Annotated in this window: 21 protein-coding genes and 1 riboswitch; of the genes, 7 read left to right on the top strand and 14 right to left on the bottom strand. The window is 72.2% G+C overall.

Annotated elements, in window-relative coordinates:
* Nucleotides 1–48: 48 nt before the first annotated feature.
* Nucleotides 49–1,131: a HoxN/HupN/NixA family nickel/cobalt transporter gene (locus tag OG218_RS24515; protein WP_328295830.1), complete on the top strand. Its 1,083-nt coding sequence runs from the start codon at nt 49–51 to the stop codon at nt 1,129–1,131.
* Here OG218_RS24515 and zapE read toward each other — a convergent pair.
* Nucleotides 1,096–2,136 (bottom strand): cell division protein ZapE, encoded by a 1,041-nt coding sequence (gene zapE / locus OG218_RS24510; RefSeq protein ID WP_442906557.1) that lies wholly within the window; start codon nt 2,134–2,136, stop codon nt 1,096–1,098. The two genes, OG218_RS24515 and zapE, sit on opposite strands and share 36 nt — an antisense overlap.
* Nucleotides 2,137–2,291: 155 nt before the next feature.
* Here zapE and OG218_RS24505 point away from each other — a divergent pair, with 155 nt between their 5' ends.
* The 4 genes from OG218_RS24505 to OG218_RS24490 are packed head-to-tail and all read left to right on the top strand — an operon-like array spanning nt 2,292 to nt 5,061.
* The gene (locus OG218_RS24505; protein WP_328295828.1) at nt 2,292–3,200 is read left to right on the top strand and encodes a sulfurtransferase; all 909 of its coding nucleotides are present in this window, start codon (nt 2,292–2,294) and stop codon (nt 3,198–3,200) included.
* Between the two features lie 59 nt (nt 3,201–3,259).
* Nucleotides 3,260–3,673, top strand: a complete 414-nt coding sequence (locus tag OG218_RS24500; protein ID WP_442906556.1) for a SufE family protein — start codon at nt 3,260–3,262, stop codon at nt 3,671–3,673.
* Nucleotides 3,674–3,689: 16 nt separating this feature from the next.
* Entirely contained in the window at nt 3,690–4,340 is a 651-nt protein-coding gene (ribA, locus tag OG218_RS24495; protein ID WP_328295826.1) for a GTP cyclohydrolase II, read from the top strand.
* 55 nt (nt 4,341–4,395) lie between these two features.
* On the top strand, nt 4,396–5,061 hold the full coding sequence (locus OG218_RS24490) for a RibD family protein (RefSeq protein ID WP_442906555.1): 666 nt from the start codon (nt 4,396–4,398) through the stop codon (nt 5,059–5,061).
* Nucleotides 5,062–5,094: 33 nt separating this feature from the next.
* Here OG218_RS24490 and OG218_RS24485 read toward each other — a convergent pair whose 3' ends face one another.
* The 6 genes from OG218_RS24485 to gcvP all read right to left on the bottom strand — a co-directional run bounded on the left by OG218_RS24485 (nt 5,095) and on the right by gcvP (nt 12,389).
* Nucleotides 5,095–5,502, bottom strand: coding sequence for a PPOX class F420-dependent oxidoreductase (locus tag OG218_RS24485; protein WP_328295824.1), 408 nt, complete (start codon nt 5,500–5,502; stop codon nt 5,095–5,097).
* Nucleotides 5,499–7,013, bottom strand: coding sequence for a cryptochrome/photolyase family protein (locus OG218_RS24480; RefSeq protein WP_328295823.1), 1,515 nt, complete (start codon nt 7,011–7,013; stop codon nt 5,499–5,501). The genes OG218_RS24485 and OG218_RS24480 overlap by 4 nt, the downstream gene beginning before the upstream one ends.
* A 56-nt stretch (nt 7,014–7,069) precedes the next feature.
* On the bottom strand, nt 7,070–8,140 hold the full coding sequence (locus OG218_RS24475) for an SPFH domain-containing protein (RefSeq protein WP_328295822.1): 1,071 nt from the start codon (nt 8,138–8,140) through the stop codon (nt 7,070–7,072).
* Entirely contained in the window at nt 8,140–8,613 is a 474-nt protein-coding gene (locus OG218_RS24470; RefSeq protein ID WP_328296292.1) for an NfeD family protein, read from the bottom strand. The genes OG218_RS24475 and OG218_RS24470 overlap by 1 nt, the downstream gene beginning before the upstream one ends.
* 199 nt (nt 8,614–8,812) lie before the next feature.
* On the bottom strand, nt 8,813–9,325 hold the full coding sequence (locus OG218_RS24465; RefSeq protein WP_328295821.1) for a VanZ family protein: 513 nt from the start codon (nt 9,323–9,325) through the stop codon (nt 8,813–8,815).
* Between the two features lie 190 nt (nt 9,326–9,515).
* Nucleotides 9,516–12,389, bottom strand: coding sequence for an aminomethyl-transferring glycine dehydrogenase (gene gcvP / locus OG218_RS24460; RefSeq protein ID WP_328295820.1), 2,874 nt, complete (start codon nt 12,387–12,389; stop codon nt 9,516–9,518).
* A gap of 83 nt (nt 12,390–12,472) precedes the next feature.
* Nucleotides 12,473–12,574: riboswitch (glycine riboswitch) on the bottom strand.
* A 60-nt stretch (nt 12,575–12,634) separates the two neighbouring features.
* Here gcvP and OG218_RS24455 point away from each other — a divergent pair.
* Both OG218_RS24455 and OG218_RS24450 read left to right on the top strand, forming a co-directional pair.
* Nucleotides 12,635–13,396, top strand: coding sequence for a ParA family protein (locus tag OG218_RS24455; protein ID WP_328295819.1), 762 nt, complete (start codon nt 12,635–12,637; stop codon nt 13,394–13,396).
* A gap of 141 nt (nt 13,397–13,537) precedes the next feature.
* Complete coding sequence (locus OG218_RS24450; protein WP_328295818.1) at nt 13,538–14,203, top strand: hypothetical protein; 666 nt, start codon at nt 13,538–13,540, stop codon at nt 14,201–14,203.
* Nucleotides 14,204–14,284: 81 nt separating this feature from the next.
* Here the strand turns inward: OG218_RS24450 and OG218_RS24445 are convergent, their stop codons facing one another.
* The 7 genes from OG218_RS24445 to OG218_RS24415 all read right to left on the bottom strand — a co-directional run bounded on the left by OG218_RS24445 (nt 14,285) and on the right by OG218_RS24415 (nt 18,536).
* Nucleotides 14,285–14,884 (bottom strand): MerR family transcriptional regulator, encoded by a 600-nt coding sequence (locus tag OG218_RS24445; RefSeq protein ID WP_380156814.1) that lies wholly within the window; start codon nt 14,882–14,884, stop codon nt 14,285–14,287.
* Nucleotides 14,885–15,028: 144 nt separating this feature from the next.
* Entirely contained in the window at nt 15,029–15,508 is a 480-nt protein-coding gene (locus OG218_RS24440) for a bifunctional nuclease family protein (RefSeq protein WP_328295817.1), read from the bottom strand.
* A gap of 25 nt (nt 15,509–15,533) precedes the next feature.
* Nucleotides 15,534–16,247, bottom strand: a complete 714-nt coding sequence (gene ftsR, locus OG218_RS24435; RefSeq protein WP_328295816.1) for a transcriptional regulator FtsR — start codon at nt 16,245–16,247, stop codon at nt 15,534–15,536.
* A gap of 41 nt (nt 16,248–16,288) precedes the next feature.
* Nucleotides 16,289–16,705, bottom strand: a complete 417-nt coding sequence (locus tag OG218_RS24430; protein ID WP_442906554.1) for an FHA domain-containing protein — start codon at nt 16,703–16,705, stop codon at nt 16,289–16,291.
* A 309-nt stretch (nt 16,706–17,014) separates the two neighbouring features.
* The gene (gene gcvH, locus OG218_RS24425; protein ID WP_328295814.1) at nt 17,015–17,398 is read right to left on the bottom strand and encodes a glycine cleavage system protein GcvH; all 384 of its coding nucleotides are present in this window, start codon (nt 17,396–17,398) and stop codon (nt 17,015–17,017) included.
* 41 nt (nt 17,399–17,439) lie between these two features.
* A complete protein-coding gene (locus OG218_RS24420; RefSeq protein ID WP_328295813.1) occupies nt 17,440–18,207 on the bottom strand; it encodes a DUF881 domain-containing protein in 768 nt (255 codons plus the stop codon).
* Nucleotides 18,204–18,536 carry a small basic family protein gene (locus OG218_RS24415; protein ID WP_328295812.1) on the bottom strand — a complete coding sequence of 111 codons (333 nt, stop codon included), beginning with the start codon at nt 18,534–18,536 and terminating at the stop codon, nt 18,204–18,206. The genes OG218_RS24420 and OG218_RS24415 overlap by 4 nt, the downstream gene beginning before the upstream one ends.
* Between the last annotated feature and the right edge of the window lie 55 nt (nt 18,537–18,591).

Raw genomic sequence — 18,591 nt, 5'->3', positions numbered from 1 at the left:
TAGGCTCCCTGCTTGTTGCCAGTGACTTGCAACAAGCGAGGAGTGAGCGTGTCCGTCCTGTCCGAGCCGTCCCGCGCCGCCGGCCGCTCCTGGAGCGGCCTCGACACCCGACGCCTGCTGCGTCTGCTGGCCGTCGTCGCGGGGTTGCACGTGCTCGGGTGGGGTGTCCTGGGTCTCCTCGTCGTACCCCACGAGTTCTCCGTGGGCGAGCAGGTCTTCGGCTGGGGGCTGGGACTGACGGCCTACGTGTTCGGGGTGCGGCACGCCTTCGACGCCGACCACATCGCCGTCATCGACGGAACCACGCGCAAGCTCACGGGGGACGGCCAGCGTCCGCTGTCGGTGGGTTTCTGGTTCTCCCTGGGCCACTCCAGCGTTGTGTTCGCGATGGCCGTCGTCGTGGCGACGGGCGCGAGGTTCGCCTCCGGTCTCGTCACCGAGGGCAGCGCGGCGCACGACGCCCTCGGGGTGTTCGGCACGAGCGCCGCGGGGATCTTCCTCTGGGTCATCGGGCTGGTGAACCTCGCCGCGCTGGTCGGGATCCTGCGCACGGCCCGGATGCGCCGTCGCGGGGAACTCGACGACGCGGCCCTGCACCAGCGACTCGCCCTCGACGGTGCGGTGGCCCGGTTGCTGCGGGGTTTCACCGCGAGGATCCGCTCCCCCCGCCAGATCTACCCGGCCGGGTTGCTCATGGGTCTGGGTTTCGACACGGCGACGGAGGTCGCGCTGCTCGTGCTCGCCGGGACGGCGGCCGTGACCCTGCCCTGGTACGCGGTCCTCGTGCTCCCGGTCCTGTTCGCCGCGGGCATGAGCCTGTTCGACACCCTCGACGGCGCCTTCATGAACCTCGCCTACGACTGGGCCCTGGCGAACCCGTTGCGGCGCCTGACCTACAACGGCGTCGTGACGGGGGCCTCGGTGGTCGTCGCGCTGACCATCGGCACGATCCAGCTGGTGTCGGTCCTGCACGACGAACTCGGTCTCGGCGGCGCCGCGACGTGGATCTCCGGCCTCGACACGGAGTACGTCGGGTACGCCGTCGCGGGGCTGTTCCTGCTCGTGTGGGCGGTCGCGCTGGTGTGGTGGCGCCGCTCAGGCCGGCGCCGCACCCTCACGCGCGAGGGCTGACAACCGCGACACCGCGCGCAGGTACTTCTTGCGGTACCCGCCGTTGATCAGCTCGTCGGTGAACACGGCGTCGAAGGGAACTCCGGACGCGACGACGGGGATGTCCCGGTCGTAGAGCCGGTCGGCGAGGACGACGAGGCGCAGACCCACCATCTGGTCGGTGACGGTGCTGACCCCGCGCAGGCAGACCGCCGTGGTCTGGCCGACCATCGCGCCGTAGCGGCTGGGGTGGACCTGGGCCAGGTGGTTCAGCACGGTCGTGAAGTCGTCGAACGTCGCGCCCGGACGGGCGGCGGCGGCGCGTTCGACCTCCTCGTCGGACAGCGGCGCGGGCGCGGGCTGCAAGCCGCGGTGGCGGTAGTCCTCGCCGTCGACGCGCTGCACGTCGAACTGCCCGGCCAGGGCCTGGATCTCGCGCTGGAAGTCCTGCGCGGCGAAGCGCCCCTCGCCCAGGGCCCCCGGCAGCGTGTTCGACGTCGCCGCCAGCTTCACCCCGCGGTCGACGAGTTCGCGCATCAACCGCGACATCAGGACGGTGTCACCCGGGTCGTCGAGCTCGAACTCGTCGATGCAGACCAGGGCGTTCGGCGCCAGCGCCTCGACGGCGGGCAGGAAGCCCAGTGCACCGACGAGGTTGGTGTACTCGACGAAGGTGCCGTAGGCGGCGGTGCGGCCACCCTCGGTGACGACCTGGTGGTACAGCGAGGAGAGCAGGTGGGTCTTGCCGACCCCGAAGCCACCGTCGAGGTACATCCCCGGCGCACCGCTCGGCGCGGCCTTGCGCTTGAAGAGGCCCGCCAGACCCTTCGCCGGCGCGCCGCCCGCGAGGACGCGCTCCCCGAACGCGCTCATCCCGGCGACGGCCTCGGCCTGGCTGGGGTGCTCGGGGGCGGGGACGTAGCTGGCGAAGCGGACGTCGGCGAAGCGCGGCGGCGGCACCAGCTCCGCGACCAGCTGCTGCGGGGGTACCCGCGGGTTGCGGTCTGCCAGGGAGTCCAGACGCATCTGAGAGCCGGTCACAGTGCTCCACAGTAGTGAGCGGTCGGTGGGGGCGTCGGTGGGGTCTGGCAGGATCGCGGCCAGCGGGAACGACCACGGCTGGGAACGACGGACCGCGCCGGGACGTTGCTGCAAGGACGACGACCGCTGGAGGAACCACCGTGACCACGCTGCCCCTGGACACCGACGAGAAGCTCGCCGCCTACGCCCACCCCGAGAAGCTCGTGACGACGGGTTGGCTGGCGCAGCACCTCGGTGAACCGGGCCTCGTCGTCGTCGAGAGCGACGAGGACGTCCTGCTCTGGGACACCGGGCACGTGCCCGGATCGGTGAAGGTCGACTGGCACACCGAGCTCAACGACTCCGTGACCCGCGACTACGTCGACGGCGCCGGCTTCGCCGCGCTGATGTCGGCCAAGGGCGTCCGCCGTGAGGACACCGTCGTGATCTACGGCGACAAGAACAACTGGTGGGCCGCGTACGCGCTGTGGGTCTTCACCCTCTTCGGCCACCCCGACGTCCGCCTGCTCGACGGCGGCCGGGCGAAGTGGGTCGCCGAGGGCCGGGAGATGACGACCGAGGCCCCCGCGCGTCCCGCGGCGGACTACCCCGTCGTCGAACGCGAGGACACCTCGATCCGCGCCTTCAAGGAGGACGTGCTCGCGCACATCCGCACCGGCAGCGGCGGCAAGCTGGTCGACGTGCGGTCCCCGCAGGAGTACACGGGCGAACGCACGCACATGCCGGACTACCCCGAGGAGGGCACCGTCCGCGGCGGCCACATCCCCGGCGCCGACAGCGTCCCGTGGGCTCGCGCCGCCGCCGAGGACGGCACCTTCCGCTCCCGCGAGGAACTCGCCGCGATCTACCAGGACGAGAAGGGCCTCTCCCCCGAGGACGACGTGATCGCCTACTGCCGCATCGGGGAACGCTCCAGCCACACCTGGTTCGTGCTCTCCCAGCTGCTCGGTTTCGGTCAGGTCCGCAACTACGACGGGTCCTGGACGGAGTGGGGCAACGCCGTCCGCGTCCCGATCGCCAAGGGGTCCGACAAGGGTTCGGCCCAGTGACCGCCGATGCGTCGGGAGATGACCTCAGCGATGACCCGACCGCGGGGTTGCCGGCCCCGATGGCCGAGATCGTCGAGGACTTCCAGGCGCTGCCCGATCGCGAGCGGCTGCAACTGCTGCTCGAGTTCAGCCAGGGCCTGAAGCCGCTGCCCCCGCAGTTCGAGGGGCACCTCGAGAAGATGGAGCGGGTGGACGAGTGCCAGTCACCCGTCTTCATCACCGTCGAGGTCGACGAGGACGACGCCGTGCACCTGCACGTCTCGGCGCCACCCGAGGCGCCGACCACGCGCGGTTTCGCGGGGGTGCTGCAGGAAGGTCTGGACGGCCTGCCCGCGGCGGTGGTGCTCGACCTGCCGGGTGACGTGTGTTCCCGGCTGGGGCTCGACCGAGCCGTCAGCCCGCTGCGGATGCGGGGGATGACGGGGATGCTGGCGCGGGTGAAGCGCCAGGTGCGCGTCGCCACCGTCGCCTGAGGAGAGGGACGAGGACGTGACGCACACCCAGGAGTCGAGCCACGAGCTGCTGGCGGAGGACAACCGTGCCCTACCGGTGACGCGGATCTCCGAAGCACGACTGCCCACGACCTTCGGCACCTTCCGTGCCGTCGCCTACCGCCAGGCCGACGGGATCGAGCACCTCGCGCTCGTCGCCGGCGACATCGGCGACGGGCGCGACGTCCTCGTTCGGGTGCACTCGGAGTGCCTGACGGGCGACGTGCTCGGCTCACTGCGCTGCGACTGCGGTCCGCAGCTGCACGCCGCACTGGAGGCCGTCACCGCGGAGGGTCGGGGGGTCGTGCTCTACCTGCGCGGTCAGGAGGGGCGCGGCATCGGGCTCGCCGAGAAGATCGCGGCCTACGCGTTGCAGGAGCAGGGTCGCGACACGGTCGAGGCCAACCTCGACCTCGGTCTGCCCGTCGACTCCCGCGACTACGCCGGGGCCGTCGCGGTCCTGCGCGACCTCGGCGTCCACGACGTGGAGCTGATGACCCACAACCCGGTGAAGGTCGCGGCGCTGGAGACCCACGGTGTCCCCGTGCTGCGCCGTCGGGACCTGCCCGTCGCCCAGACCCTCGACAACGTCCGGTACCTGCGGACCAAGCGCGACCGGATGGGCCACCGCCTCCCCGGTGTGAGCTGACCCGGTGAGCATCGACGCACCAGTCCGCCTCGGCGACTGGGACACCCTGCTGCGCCTGGCGCGCGAGGACGACCCGGTCCTCGTCGGGGCGGGACTGCAGGAACGCTCCGGCGGCGACCTCGTCGACCGCTACGCACCGCTGCTGCTCGCGGGGCGCACCGGGGTCGTCGCCCAGCTCGGGCAGAGCCTTGACGGCTGCATCGCGACCGCCTCGGGCGACTCGCACTTCGTCACCGGCGAGGCCGACCGCGAACACCTGCACCGGTTGCGCGCCCTGGTCGACGCCGTCGTCGTCGGGCCCGGCACCGTCCACACCGACGACCCGCAGCTGACCGTGCGGGCCGTCGAGGGGCCGAACCCGGTGCGGGTCGTCCTCGACCCGCGCGGAACGCTGCTCGACCGCGGGGTCCTGCGGGACCCCGCCACGGTCCACCTGGTCGGCGAGCCGGCCCGTTCGCCCCGGACCGTCCTGAAGACCCTGCGGGAGCGGGGGTTGCGCCGGATCCTCGTCGAGGGCGGCGGAGCCACGGTCAGCGACTGGGTCGCGGCCGGGCTGGTCGACCGGCTCTACCTCACGGTCGCCCCGCTCGTCGTCGGCCGCGGCGGCCGGCGGGGGATCTCGTTGCCCGACGTCGAACCCCTCACCGACTGCCTGCGCCCACCCGCCCGTCGCCACCTCCTCGGTGACGACGTCTGCTTCGAACTCGACCTCCGCGCCTGAGCGGTGGTCGGGCAAGGACCGCGGCGCCGGGCATCAGTCGGTGACGGTGAGGACGACCCCCACCCGTTCGCCCTGCATGCGTCCGCGGCGCTGCATGAACCCTTCGACCCGGGTGAACAGCTGGAACTGGAGGCCGTACTTGGCCGCGAGGACCCTCTCCACCTCGGGCAGTTCCTCCGGCCCGAGCAGCTCCGCCGTGCCGCGCACCGGACGACCGTAGGGTTTCCCGCGGTTGCTGCAGGGAGCGAGGAGCACCTGAGGTTCCCGGCGCAGGCGCTTGACCTTCCCCGTGGTGTCCTGGGTGACCAGGACGAGGCGACCGTCGCCGTACGGCGCCGCCCACACCGGCGTCGGCACGAGGCGCCCGTCACGACGGGACGTGGTGAGGAGCACGTAGGAGGACTTCCCCAGCAGTTCCGTCGCTCGCTGGACGTCGGTCACGGTGGACCACTACCTCTCTCGGCCTCCTGGTGGAGCACACCGTCGAGGTCCCGCAACCGGTCCAGGCCCCCCAGTGCCCGGGACATGCGCCGGTTGCCTCCCAGTTCCTCCCGGTGGCCGGCCAGGAAGTTCCAGTACCCCGCGGTGAACGGGCAGGCGTCCTCGCCCACCCGGACCTTGGGATCGTAGCGACAACCCCCGCAGAAGTCGCTCATCCGGTCGATGTACGCGCCGCCCGAGGCGTACGGCTTGGTGGCGAGGACACCGTGGTCGGCGTGCTGGGACATCCCGACGACGTTCGTCGTCATGACCCAGTCGTAGCCGTCGACGAAGTTCCGCCAGAACCAGTCGGCGAGTTCCGCCGGCCGGTAGCCGCGCTGCAGACCCCAGTTGCCCAGCACCATGAGCCGCGGGATGTGGTGGGCCCAGCCCTCGTCGCGGACGCCGGCCAGGACGTGGTGCAGGCAGTTCGCCTCCACCGCGTCGGCGTCGAGGTCGGCGAACCAGTCCGGGAGCGGTGACGTCGCCCCCATCGCGTTGCGGCCCTTGTAGTCCTCCCCCAGGTGCCAGTACAGGTGCCAGGTGTAGGAGCGCCAGCCCACGACCTGACGCACGAAACCCTCCACCGAGGCCAGCCGGACCTGGTGCTCCCGGCCGTGCTCCTCCGCCCGGCGGGCCACCTCGACCGGGTCGAGGAGGCCGAGGTTCAACGGGACGGAGAGCATCGAGTGCGCCATCCACGGGTCGGCCGCGAGCATGGCGTCCTCGTAGACGCCGAACTGCTCCAGCCGCTCGGACAGGAACCGGCGGAGCGCGCTCAGCGCCTCCCGGCGGGTCACCGCGAACCGGCGCGGCCCGTCGTTGCCGCTGAACTCGACGCCGTCGTCGCGCACCATCCGGTCCAGGTCGGCGCGCACCTCCTCGTCGATCGTGTCCTCCGTGGGCCACCAGGGTTCGCGGACGTCGAGCATCGCCTGCTTCGGCGGCGCCTCGCGGTTGTCGTGGTCGTAGTTCCACGAACCGCCGACCGGTTCGGCGCCGTCCATCAACAACCCGTGCTGGCGACGGACGTCGCGGTAGAAGTCCTCCATGAGGAGCCGCTTCCCGCCCCGCCGGTCGGCCCACCCGGCGAACTGCCGCTCGGAGACCACGAAACCCCGGGAGGCGAGCACCTCGAGGTCGGGCACCCGCCGGACGAAGCGGCGGGAACGGTAGGACGTGGGGTCGCAGACGCTCACCGGCTCCCCCGACGCCGCGAGTCCGTCGCGGTAGGTCCCCGACCGGACGAACACCGCCTGGTCGCCGAGTTCCGCGGCGCGGTGCCGCAACGCGGAGAGGATCAGGTGCGCCTTGCGCCGGTGGTAGCGGGCACGCCGGAACACCTCGGTGGACTCGACGAGTAGCACCGATTGCCCCGGGGCGTCGAGGAAGTGCGGGCCGAGCTGATCGGCGAACAACCACCGCCGGGTGTCCGGCGAGCGGTCGGGCAGTTCCTGCGCGGCGACGTCCACTCGTCCACTCTGGGAGAGCGACGCCCGCCCGGCACGCCGAAGCGGGGCGGGACCCGTCAGTTCCCCGGGAGGTGCGTCTCCCGGGTGACGCCCTCGGCGTCACGGGCCGCCCCGGCGGCCTCCTCGCGGGCCCGCTTCAACGCCTGCGCGGGGTCCTCGAGGACGACCTCGTCGAAACCCGTCGCCGGCTCCGGGGCGGCGGGGCGGGGCGCCCGGGACCCGGTGGACCCGTCGGAACCCGAGGAGTCACCGCCGTGGGCGGTGAACATGTTCCCGAAACCCTTGAGGGCGTCGTTCAGCTCGCTCGGCACGATCCACAGCTTGTTCGAGCTGCCGTCGGCGATCTTCGGGAGCATCTGCAGGTACTGGTAGGCCAGCAGCTTCGGGTCCGGGTCGCCGCGGTGGATGGCGTCGAACACCTGGGTAATCGCCTTCGCCTGCCCCTGCGACTCGAGGATCGCGGCCTGGGCGGAACCCTCGGCCCGCAGGATCGAGGACTGCTTCTCACCCTCGGCCGTCAGGATCTGCGACTGCTTGAAACCCTCGGCCGTGAGGATCGCGGCGCGCTTGTCCCGTTCGGCGCGCATCTGCTTCTCCATCGAGTCCTGCACGCTGGCGGGCGGGTCGATCGCCTTGAGCTCCACGCGGTTCACGCGGATCCCCCACCGACCCGTCGCCTCGTCGAGGACCCCGCGCAGCTGACCGTTGATCTGGTCGCGACTCGTCAGGGTCTGCTCGAGGTCGAGGGACCCGATGACGTTGCGCAGCGTGGTGACGGTGAGCTGCTCGATGCCCTGGATGTAGTTCGCGATCTCGTACGTCGCGGACTTCGGGTCGGTCGGCTGGTAGTAGATGACGGTGTCGATGCTCACGACGAGGTTGTCGGAGGTGATGACCGGCTGCGGCGGGAACGAGACGACCTGCTCACGCAGGTCGACGTTGGCCCGCACCTTGTCGATGAAGGGAACCAGGATGTTCAGCCCCGCCTCCAGCGTCCGCGAGTACCGGCCGAGCCGTTCGACGATGACGGCCGTGGCCTGCGGGACGATCCGGATCGTGCGGGCGATCACCGTCACCACGAACACGACGACGAGCACGAGCACGACAAGGGTGACGACGTTGTCCATCAGTTCTCCTCGGTGGTACTGAGTGGTGCGAGCGGCCCCACGACCGCGGTGGCCCCGTCGATCGCGGTGACGACGACGTCGTCACCCGCGGCGAACGTCGGACCGGTCGACCGAGCCGACCACGTCTCCCCGACGAGTTTCACCAGGCCCCCGCGGAGGGTGACCGGTTCGAGGACGATCGCCGAGCGCCCGACGAGGGCGGCCGAGCCGGTCGTCCCGGTGGGCGGCATCCGCAGGCGGCGCAGCAGGACGGGCCGGATCGTCGCCAGCAGCAACCCGGCCACGACGGCCGCGATGAGGACCTGCGGGACGAACGACAGCCCCACCGCGTCGGCGATCGCCCCCGCCACCGCCCCGCCCGCGAGCATCGCGAAGACCAGGTCGATGGCGGTGATCTCGAGGATCCCCAGGACCAGGGCCGCCGCGACCCACAGCAACCAGCTGCGGTCCAGCAGCGCGTCCAGGAACTCCATCGTGATCACCCCCTCGCCGGGGACCCTACCAACCCTCCGTGGTGCTGGGCTGGGACCCGGGGGCAGGTCCTCGTCCGGGTCGTCAGGGGGTGCTCCCGCCGGATACTCCGTTCGCGCGAGCGGGTGCACCAGGTCGGACGGCTGCATCAGCGCTCACTTCGGACATCCAGCGGGAGTACCCCCTGGCGACCCTTCGGCGTCACCTGGGTGCGGCTCCTGCACGACCCGCACGGGTGCGGTCCAGCACGAGGAGGGCTGCCCCGACTCCGACGCCCAGCACCGTGCCGGCGGTGTTCATGGCCCAGTCGCTGGTGGTGCAGGAGCGGCCGAGGACGACGGCGAGCGCCTGGGTGCCCTCGATGACCGCGGACAGCAGGATGCCGCCGAGAGCCACGAGGACCGGGCGGCGGAACCGCACCACGGCGAACACCGTCACCGGCACGAACAGGGCGACGTTGGCCAACAGTTCGCTGCTCCCCCACGACGGGAAGTCGACCCCCACCTCGCACGTGACCTCGCGCACCCGCCCCCGGTCGTCGGGGGCCAGGGTGACCGCCAGGACCCCCAGCAACGTGAGGCCGACCAGCCAACCCAGCACGCGTGGGCTCTTCCGGCCCACCCAGCCCAGCGCGCCGGACCCCACCACGACGACGAGCACCCCGAGCGGCACCAGCGCGGAGTGCTCGACCAGCAACGTCGGCAACCAGCCCACACCGCTCCCCTACCTCTGGTCGAGCCGCTCCTGGTGCACGGAGGGCGGTCCGGGCGGGACAGGTGCGCCGGATGTCCGAAGTGAGCGCCGGTGCACCCAGACCAACGAGGTGCACCCGATCGCGCGAACGGAGTATCCGGCGCACCTGTCCCGCGCGGTCCGCCCGCCCCGACCCCGCGGGCTTGAGACCTCAGTACTCAGACAGCGGCGGGCAGGAGCAGACGAGGTTCCGGTCGCCGGCGGCTCCGTCGATGCGGCGGACGGGGGGCCAGTACTTCGAGCGGGGGTTCATCCCGTTGGGGTACACCGCTTCCTCGCGGGAGTAGGGGTGGTTCCACTCCCCGACGAGGGACACCGCGGTGTGCGGGGCGTGGCGCAGCGGCGATTCCTCGACGGCCCAGCGCCCGTCGGCGATGTCCTGAACCTCGGCGGCGATGGCGAGCATCGCGTCGCAGAACCGGTCGAGTTCGGCGAGGTCCTCGCTCTCGGTGGGTTCCACCATGAGGGTCCCGACGACGGGGAACGACATCGTCGGGGCGTGGAACCCGTGGTCGATGAGGCGCTTGGCGACGTCGTCGACGGTCACACCGGTGGCCTTGGTCATCGGGCGCAGGTCGAGGATGCACTCGTGGGCGACGAGCCCGCCGGGACCGCGGTAGAGGACGGGGAAGGCCTCCTGCAGCCGGGTGGCGACGTAGTTGGCGGAGAGCACGGCCTGGACGGTCGCGGCGCGCAGCCCGTCGGGGCCCATGAGGCGCAGGTAGGCCCACGGGATGGGCAGGATCCCGGCGGAGCCGTAGGGCGCGGCGGAGACCATCCCGACCCCGTCGCCGTCGGGGGCGGTGGAGGGAAGGAACGGGGCGAGGTGGGAGCGGACCGCGACGGGTCCGACGCCGGGGCCGCCGCCACCGTGGGGGATGCAGAACGTCTTGTGCAGGTTCAGGTGGGAGACGTCGGCCCCGAACTTGCCGGGCCGGGCGAGGCCGACGAGGGCGTTGAGGTTCGCGCCGTCGACGTAGACCTGGCCGCCGGCGTCGTGGACGAGTCCGCAGACCTCGCGGATGGACTCCTCGTAGACGCCGTGGGTCGAGGGGTAGGTGACCATCAGCGCGGCGAGGTCGTCGGCGTGCTCGGCGACCTTGGCGCGCAGGTCGTCGAGGTCGACGTTGCCCGCGTCGTCGCAGCGCACGACGACGACCTTCAACCCGGCCATCACGGCGCTGGCGGCGTTGGTGCCGTGGGCGGAGGAGGGGATGAGGCAGATCGTGCGCTCACCGTGGCCCTGGGCGAGGTGGTAGGCGCGGATCGCCAGCAGACCGGCGAACTCGCCCTGGGACCCGGCGTTGGGCTGCAACGAGACGGCGTCGTAGCCGGTGACCTCGGCGAGCCAGCCTTCGAGGTCGGCGGAGAGTTCGGCGGTGCCGGCGAGCTGGTCGGCCGGGGCGTAGGGGTGCAGGTCGGCGAACTCGGGCCAGGAGATCGGTTCGAGTTCGGTGGTCGCGTTGAGCTTCATGGTGCAGGAGCCCAACGGGATCGCGCCGCGGTCGAGGGCGTAGTCGGCGTCGGAGAGGGTGCGCAGGTAGCGCAGCATCGCCGTCTCGGAGCGGTGCCGCTCGAAGACGGGATGGGGCAGGAACTCGCTGGTGCGACGCAGCGCGGTGGGCAGCGCCGCCTCGGCGGTCGCCTCCGTCGGGGCCAGGCCGAAACCGGTCAGCGCCGCGGCGACGTGCGCCTCGGAGGTGGTCTCGTCGACGGTCAGCCCGACGTGGTCGGCGTCGACGAGGCGCAGGTTCACCCCCGCCTCGAGCGCGGCGCTGACCACGGCCTGCGCGCGGCCGGGCACGCGGGCCAGGACGGTGTCGAAGAACGCCTCGTGCACGACCTCGACCCCGCCGGCGCGCAGGGCGTCGGCGAGCGCCGCGGCCCGGCGGGCGACCTGGGAGGCGATGGCGCGCAGACCCTCCGGGCCGTGCCAGACGGCGTAGCAGCCGGCCATCACGGCCAGCAGGACCTGGGCGGTGCAGATGTTGGAGGTCGCCTTGTCGCGGCGGATGTGCTGTTCGCGGGTCTGCAGGGCGAGGCGGTACGCGCGGTTGCCGTCGGCGTCGACGGAGACGCCGACGAGGCGCCCGGGGAGGGAGCGTTCGAGGCCCTTGCGGACGGCCATGTAGGCGGCGTGCGGGCCACCGGCACCCATCGGGACGCCGAAGCGCTGGCTGGAACCGACGGCGACGTCGACGCCGAACTCGCCCGGCGCGACGAGCAGCGTCAGCGCCAGCAGATCGGCCGCGGTGATCGCGATCGCACCGCGGGCGTGGGCGTCGGCGACGACGGCGGCGAGGTCGCGGACCCGGCCGGAGGTCCCCGGGTACTGCAGGAGCACCCCGAACACCCCGCGCTCGCCCACCACGGCCAGCGGGTCCGCGGCGTCGAGGTCGACGCTCACGAGGTCGACGCCCAGCGGCACGGCGCGGGTGCGCAGCACGGCGAGGGTCTGCGGGAGCACGTCGGCGTCGACGGCGAACACGGCCCCGGCGGGGGCCTTGGAGGTCCGGCGGGCCAGGGTCATGGCCTCGGCCGCGGCGGTCGCCTCGTCGAGCAGGGAGGCGTTGGCGACGTCGAGCGCGGTGAGGTCGGTGACGGCGGTCTGGAAGTTCAGCAGCGCCTCGAGGCGGCCCTGGGAGATCTCGGGCTGGTACGGCGTGTACGCCGTGTACCAGGACGGGTCCTCGAGGACGTTGCGGCGCACGACGGCCGGGGTCCGGGTTCCGAAGTAGCCGAGCCCGATCATCGACGGCACGACGCGGTTGCGACCGGCCAGCACGCGCAGGGCCGCGGTCACGGAGGTCTCGTCGAGGGCCTCCGGCAGGTCGAGGACGCCGTCGCGGATCCCGGCGGGGACGGCGCGGTCGACGAGTTCCTCGGTGGAGGAGAGGCCGACGACCTCGAGCATCCGGGCGACGTCGGCGGCGTCGGGGCCGATGTGGCGGGCGCTGAACGGCAGGGCGGCGGGTTCCGGGGAGAACTCGGGCAGGTCGCTGCGGACGGGCGTGGGTGAGGTCATGGGACGCTCCGGAGGTCGCTGAGGGCAGGTACCTCCCCGTCTGTCACCCACCCGCGCGGGCGCGGACGTGCTTCAGAGCGGCCTGATCTCGCGTGGTCCTTCCGCCTGAGAGGTTCCGGGGATGTTGCCCCTTCGGCGCCGCGGTCGGACTCTTCCCCGACCAGGGTCTCTCCCACACGAGCTGAACGGCCTGCCGCCATCGTACGGGACGGGATCCCGGATCCCGGGAAGATAGGTTGACCGTCGTGATCACCCTCGCCGTCTGCAGTGCCAAGGGTGGGGTCGGCAAGACGTCCGTCGTCCTCGGGCTGGCCTCGGCCGCCCTCCACCGCGGGACCAGCACCCTCGTCGTCGACCTCGACCCGCAGGCGGACGCCACGTCCGGCCTCGACGTCAGCGCCCACCGCGACCACGACGTCGCCGCCGTGCTGCGGACCCCGAGACGTCGTGTCGCCGAGGACGCCGTCGCGCCCAGCGGGTGGGTCGACGACCACCCGGGACTGCTCGACGTCCTCACCGGTTCCGCGGCCTCCGCGGGTCTGGACACCCCCGGGGCCGACGAGGAGACGCTGAAGTCGCTGCGCCGGGCCCTGGGCAAGCTCGACGACCACGACCTCGCCCTGCTGGACACCCCGCCCTCGCTCAACGGGCTGACGCGTTCGGCGTGGCGCGCGGCGGACGCCGTGCTCGTGGTCTCCGACGCCAGCCGCTTCTCCGTGGCGGCGGTCGACCGCACGATCCGGGAGGTCCGTGCCCTGCGCAGCTCCCCGGAGGTCGTCGGGGTCCTGGTCAACCGCTACACCCAGCGCTCGGGGGAACAGCGCTTCCGCTACGAGGAACTGCAGGCCATGTTCGGCGACCTGGTGCTGGAACCGCTGCCGGACCGGGTGGCCGTGCCGCAGTCGCAGGGAGCGGGGGTTCCGCTGCACTCGTTGCGGGCCAAGGCGGCGAAGACCGTCGCGGAGCAGTTCGACGTGGTGCTGGACCGGATCCTCCGCACGACGTAGGGAACCGGGCGGGGTCGTACCGCGTCCGAGGTGCGGGAACGCCGATGAACGCCTAGTTTCTAGCAAGTCGGTCTACCCGGGTTCGTCCCCGCTGGTGCCGCCCGTTCTTCCCCGCGCTCTTCGCGGGCCCTAGGAGGTTCCGTGACGCCCAACACACCCCTCGACCGTCTCCGCGTGGTCCGCGCCGTCCGCGGAGCGGCGGTTGCGACCGCAGCGCCGCACGTGCCCGCTCCGGACCCGGAGGCCGACCGGATCACCGGCATCGTCACGCGGTTGCGCGCCCAGTGGACGCGTTGCGGTGCGGACATCGCCAGCCACCTGCGCCCCGGGGTCGGCGAGGCGCACCTCGACGCGGTGGAACGCCAGATGGGCCTGCTGATCCCCCGCGGTGCCCGGGCCTGGTGGCGCGCGGTCGACGGTGTCGATCCCGTCCGCACCACCTTCCGCACGAGCGCTCCGACGGTGGGGCCCGGTGGCTGGGTTCCCCTGACCCTGGAAGAGGCCGTGCGTCGCGCGAGCGGCCAGGGTCCCGGCCTCACCGCCCCGCCGGCCCTGCTGCCCCTCTTCGCCCGCGACGAGGAACTCATCGCCGTGCGCCTGGGCTCCAGCCGCTCCGTCGTCGAGCAGATCGTGCTGGCCGAGGACGGCGAGGGCTACCAGCACTCCTGGCGCGTCGGTCTCGACGAGCTGCTGAGCACCTGGGCCGACTCCCTGCTCGCCGCGGTGCACTGGCTGCCCGACGCCCACGACTGGGTGACCGACCCCTTCGCCCTGCAGGCCCTCCCCCGCGCCGAGCTCCTCGACTAGTCCCCACCCACGCACGACGAGAGCCGCGACCTCGCTGGGAAACCCAGTGGGATCGCGGCTCTCGTCGTGCGTGGGGTGGGGCTAACCGGCTTCGCGGGCGGCGCGACGCTTGGACAGCTCGTCGGCCAGCACCATGGCGCTCTGACCGGGCTCGCGGTCGGCGGGACGTTCGCTCGGCAGCGAGGCCAGCTCCCCCTCGACCTCGCGCCAGACGCGGCCCACGGCGATGCCGAAGACGCCTTGACCGCCTTGGACGAGATCTATCACTTCATCGGCCGAGGTGCACTCGTAGACGCTGGCGCCGTCGGACATGAGGGTGATCTGGGCGAGGTCGTCGACGCCACGCTCACGCAGGTGGGTGACCGCCGAACGGATCTGGTGCAGCGAGACGCCGGTGTCCAGCAGTCGCTTGACGACCTTCAGGACCAGGATGTCGCGGAACCCGTAGAGACGCTGCGAGCCGGAGCCTGAGGCACCGCGCACACCCGGTTCGACCAGGCCGGTGCGGGCCCAGTAGTCGAGCTGGCGGTAGGTGATGCCGGCGGCCTTGCAGGCCGTCTGACCGCGGTAGCCGACCTCTTCGTCCAGGTCAGGGAGGTCCTCGGCGAACAGCAGACCCTGCGCACGAACTGGTGGGGTCGACTTCCGCGACGACCCTGCGACTGCATCGCCACTGCTCACGCCGGCCTCCTCGTCATCGCCACCCGTCGAGGACCGACCGGAAGCGTTCTGCATACTGACCGTAGAAGAGCACCCCCGGAGCGTCAACGAGGCGCGCGGCGCGCCGCAGACCGTGACCTTTCCGTGACCCGGGAGAACCCGGATTCAGGCCCCGCCCGAATCGGCTTCGAAGTCCTCGGGCGAGATGTGGTCGAGGAACTCGCGGAACTTCTCCACCTCGTCCTCGTCCTCGTCCGGCACCGGGACGCCCCCGGAGTCGAGCACCTGGTCGGCGCTCACGATGGGGCAGCCCACGCGCAGGGCGAGGGCGATCGCGTCAGACGTCCGCGAGCTGACCGTGAGGCCACCGTCGAAGACGAGTTCCGCGAAGTAGACGTTGTCCTTGACCGCCACGATCCGGACCTCTTCCAGACGTCGGCCGACGGCCTCGATGACGTCCTTGAGCAGGTCGTGGGTCAGCGGACGGGGCGGGACCACACCCTGCTGGGCGAAGGCGATGGCACTCGCCTCGGGGGCCCCGATCCAGATGGGCAGGTACCGGTCGCCGTCCCGTTCGCGCAGCAGCACGATCGGGTTGTTGGAAGGCATCTCGACTCTGACGCCGATGACATCGAGCGCGCGCACCCGATCACCGTACCCCGGCGTCGGCTCAGCGCGCGCCGCGGCCGAGCGCGCCGGCGACGAGCGCGGTGTGCAGCCGCAGGCAGGCCGCCGCGATCTCCCGCACGACCTGGTCGGCGCGGTCGACGGACTCCCCACCGCCTCGCTGCCCGAGGCGCTGCAGCGGCGCGGCGACCTGTTCCGCGAGGGCGATCTCACGGTCGGCGGCGGTGCGGAACATCCGCAGGTGCCGGGCCTCGATGCCGTGCGCCGCCAGCGAGGCCGCGGCGCGCAGCACCTCCAGGGCCTCACCGTCGTACCACGGGCCCCCGGGAGCGGGCGAGAGCACGCCGAACCCCTCGAGCGCGTCGAGGAGCTCGGCGTCGACGCCGGACTCGCGCAGGATCTCCAGCCGGGTCAGCCGGAGGTTGGCGGCGTGGCCGTCGAACCGGTCGGCCCCCGGGACACTGCCCGCCGCGACGACCTCGGGGACGCGCGGTGCCGCCCCGGGCTGTTCCGGCGGCTCGAGGCCGCGGTCCATGGCCTCGAGGTTCTCCCGGATGACCTTCAGCGGCAGGTAGTGGTCGCGTTGGGCGGAGAGCACGTACCGCAACCGGTCGACGTCGTCGGAGGAGAACTTGCGGTACCCCGCGGGGGTCCGGCCCGGTTCGACGAGGCCCTGCTCCTCGAGGAAGCGGATCTTGGAGATGCTGACGTCAGAGAAGTCCGGCGTGAGGATCGCGAGGACCTCGCCGATCGTCATCCTGGGCAGACTCGGGTCCAGGGACCGCGCCCCGGCAGCGCTCACTGCTCCCCTCGCGGGCTGGGGTGGAAGTCCATCCGGTACTTGCCGATCTGCACCTCGTCGCCGGCGGCGAGGACCACGTCGTCGATGCGCTCGCGGTTGACGTAGGTGCCGTTGAGACTGCCGACGTCGCGCACCCGGAACCCCGGACCCGTCGACGGGTCGGGCGCGCGGAGGAACTCCGCGTGCTTGCGCGAGACCGTCACGTCGTCGAGGAAGATGTCGCTGGTCTGGTGGCGGCCCGCGGAGGTCCGCTCGGCGTCCAGGAGGAACCGGGACCCCGCGTTGGGACCGCGCCGCACGACGAGCAGGGCCGATCCGGCCGGCAGGGCGTCGATGGCCTCCTGGTCGTCACTGGTGAGACCGCGTTCCGCGGACTCGTGGACCTCGGGGACGACCAGACCGGCGAAGGACATGGTGGAGTCCACCGGCCGCTCGGCCGCGCCACCCCGGGGGGTCGACGCAGGGGTCGTCCCGCCCTCCGAGGACGCATCCGACCCATCGGTCGACGATGCAGCCAACCCGTCGTCCGACGCAGCCAACCCGTCGTCCGACGACGTGCCCGACGCAGACATCGACACCACCTCTCACGCTGGCAGAACACGTGACTCCCGGGGGCAGGCAACTCCCTGCACGCGGGCGGTCACGCTTGGAACTTCCAGGATCACCCTAGCCGTGCCGACCCGGCAGGTCAGGTCACCGGGTCGACACGGGTGGCGGAGCGCTCAGCCCGCGTGGGCGGTGTAGGCCTCCGCGTCGAGGAGGCCCTCGACCTGCGCCACGTCGCTCGGGGTGATGGTGAACATCCAGCCGTCGCCGTAGGGGTCGGTGTTCACCAGGTCGGGACGCGTCTCCAGCCCCGGGTTGTGCCCCGAGACGGTGCCGGACACGGGCGCGGTGATCTCGCTGACGCTCTTGGTCGACTCGACCTCACCGCAGGCGCCACCGGCGGCGACGGTCTCGCCCTCGGCGGGCAGCGAGACGTACACGACGTCCCCGAGGGCGTCCTGGGCGTGGTCGGTGATGCCGACCCGGACGGTGCCGTCCGCCTCGACGCGCACCCATTCGTGCTCGCTGGTGTAGCGGAGGTCGGCGGGGACGTTCGACATGCTGGAACTGACTCCTCTGGTGGGGACGGCCGGACGGGGACTCAGCCGGTGCTGGCGGAGGGTTCCGGTGACGCCGGGCGAGCGTACTGAGGCGCGGAGACGGCGTGCAAGGCGTCCACCTGCACCCCGTCGGCACCGGCGGCGTTGCGGACCTCGAGGTCCGCCCCGGCGGAGCGCAACGTCTCGCGCACCCCGCCCGGGATGTCGAGGGCGGTGGAGAGGGTGGCGGGGTCGCCGATCACGCTCACGACGTAGGGCGCGCGCTCGGTCGCCCCGTCGACCAGGACGGCTCCGGTGGTGTCGGTGAAGGCGGTCTCGGCCACCACGCGGGTGCTGCCGATCTGGATCGCCTCGGCGCCGGCGTCGCGCAGCTCCTGGACGAACTGGATGAGGTTCGTCGAGCGCACGGCGGCGTCGGGGTCGGTGATGGTGGCGACGATCCCGGGCCCGTGCGCGGGCAGCGTCCCGGCCAGCAGCCCGTACTCCTGGGCCCGCTGCTCGGCGGCCTGGGCGGCGGCCTGGGCGGAGTCGGACCCCTCGGTGAGCTGACGCCGGGTCGCCTGGAGGCTGTCGAGCTCCTCCTGCAGGCGGTCCCCCCGCTCGGTGGTGTCGTCCAGGATCCGGACCAGGTCGGTCTCGCGCAGGTCGCTCAGACCCGAGGTGCTCGTCTGACGCACCTGCACCACGAATCCGAAGCCGAGCGCGGCGCAGAGGATCCCGGCCAGGACCTGGGCGCGCGTGGCGCGGGGCCGGCCCGCGCGCCACAACCGTCGCCACGGCGAGCGGCGCGGGGCCGCGGGCTCGCTCACGCGTTCAGCAGGTGCCGGCGGATGGCGGCGGCGTTGGAGAAGATGCGCACCCCGAGCACGACGACGACCCCCGTGGACAGCTGCGAGCCGACGCCGAGCTGGTCGCCGAGGTAGACGATGAGGGCCGCGACGACGGCGTTGGACAGGAAGGAGACGACGAACACCTTGTCGTCGAAGATCCCGTCGAGCACCGCCCGCAGACCGCCGAACACCGCGTCGAGCGCGGCGACCACGGCGATCGGCAGGTAGGGCTGCAGGGACACCGGGACCTCGGGGTGCAGGAGCACACCCACGACGATCCCGACGACGAGTCCGACGGCTGCGATCACGTCGCGGAACGCTACCTCCCCCACCGCCTTCCCCGAGCCGCCGCGCGCCCGGTCC

The organism is Kineococcus sp. NBC_00420 (genome assembly GCF_036021035.1).
In the GTDB taxonomy this organism is placed as follows: Bacteria; Actinomycetota; Actinomycetes; order Actinomycetales; family Kineococcaceae; genus Kineococcus.
The sequence above is the reverse complement of the archived record's forward strand: the minus strand, read 5'-3'. Positions and strand labels throughout refer to the sequence as shown.

Excerpts from the sequence above, each read along its gene's own strand:
- zapE (WP_442906557.1), bottom strand. The coding sequence starts at position 2,136 with ATGCGTCTGGACTCCCTGGCAGACCGCAACCCGCGGGTACCCCCGCAG.
- OG218_RS24500 (WP_442906556.1), top strand. The coding sequence starts at position 3,260 with ATGGCCGAGATCGTCGAGGACTTCCAGGCGCTGCCCGATCGCGAGCGG.
- OG218_RS24475 (WP_328295822.1), bottom strand. The coding sequence starts at position 8,140 with ATGGACAACGTCGTCACCCTTGTCGTGCTCGTGCTCGTCGTCGTGTTC.
- OG218_RS24470 (WP_328296292.1), bottom strand. The coding sequence starts at position 8,613 with ATGGAGTTCCTGGACGCGCTGCTGGACCGCAGCTGGTTGCTGTGGGTC.
- gcvP (WP_328295820.1), bottom strand. The coding sequence starts at position 12,389 with ATGACCTCACCCACGCCCGTCCGCAGCGACCTGCCCGAGTTCTCCCCG.
- ftsR (WP_328295816.1), bottom strand. The coding sequence starts at position 16,247 with ATGACGATCGGCGAGGTCCTCGCGATCCTCACGCCGGACTTCTCTGAC.
- OG218_RS24430 (WP_442906554.1), bottom strand. The coding sequence starts at position 16,705 with ATGTCCTTCGCCGGTCTGGTCGTCCCCGAGGTCCACGAGTCCGCGGAA.
- gcvH (WP_328295814.1), bottom strand. The coding sequence starts at position 17,398 with ATGTCGAACGTCCCCGCCGACCTCCGCTACACCAGCGAGCACGAATGG.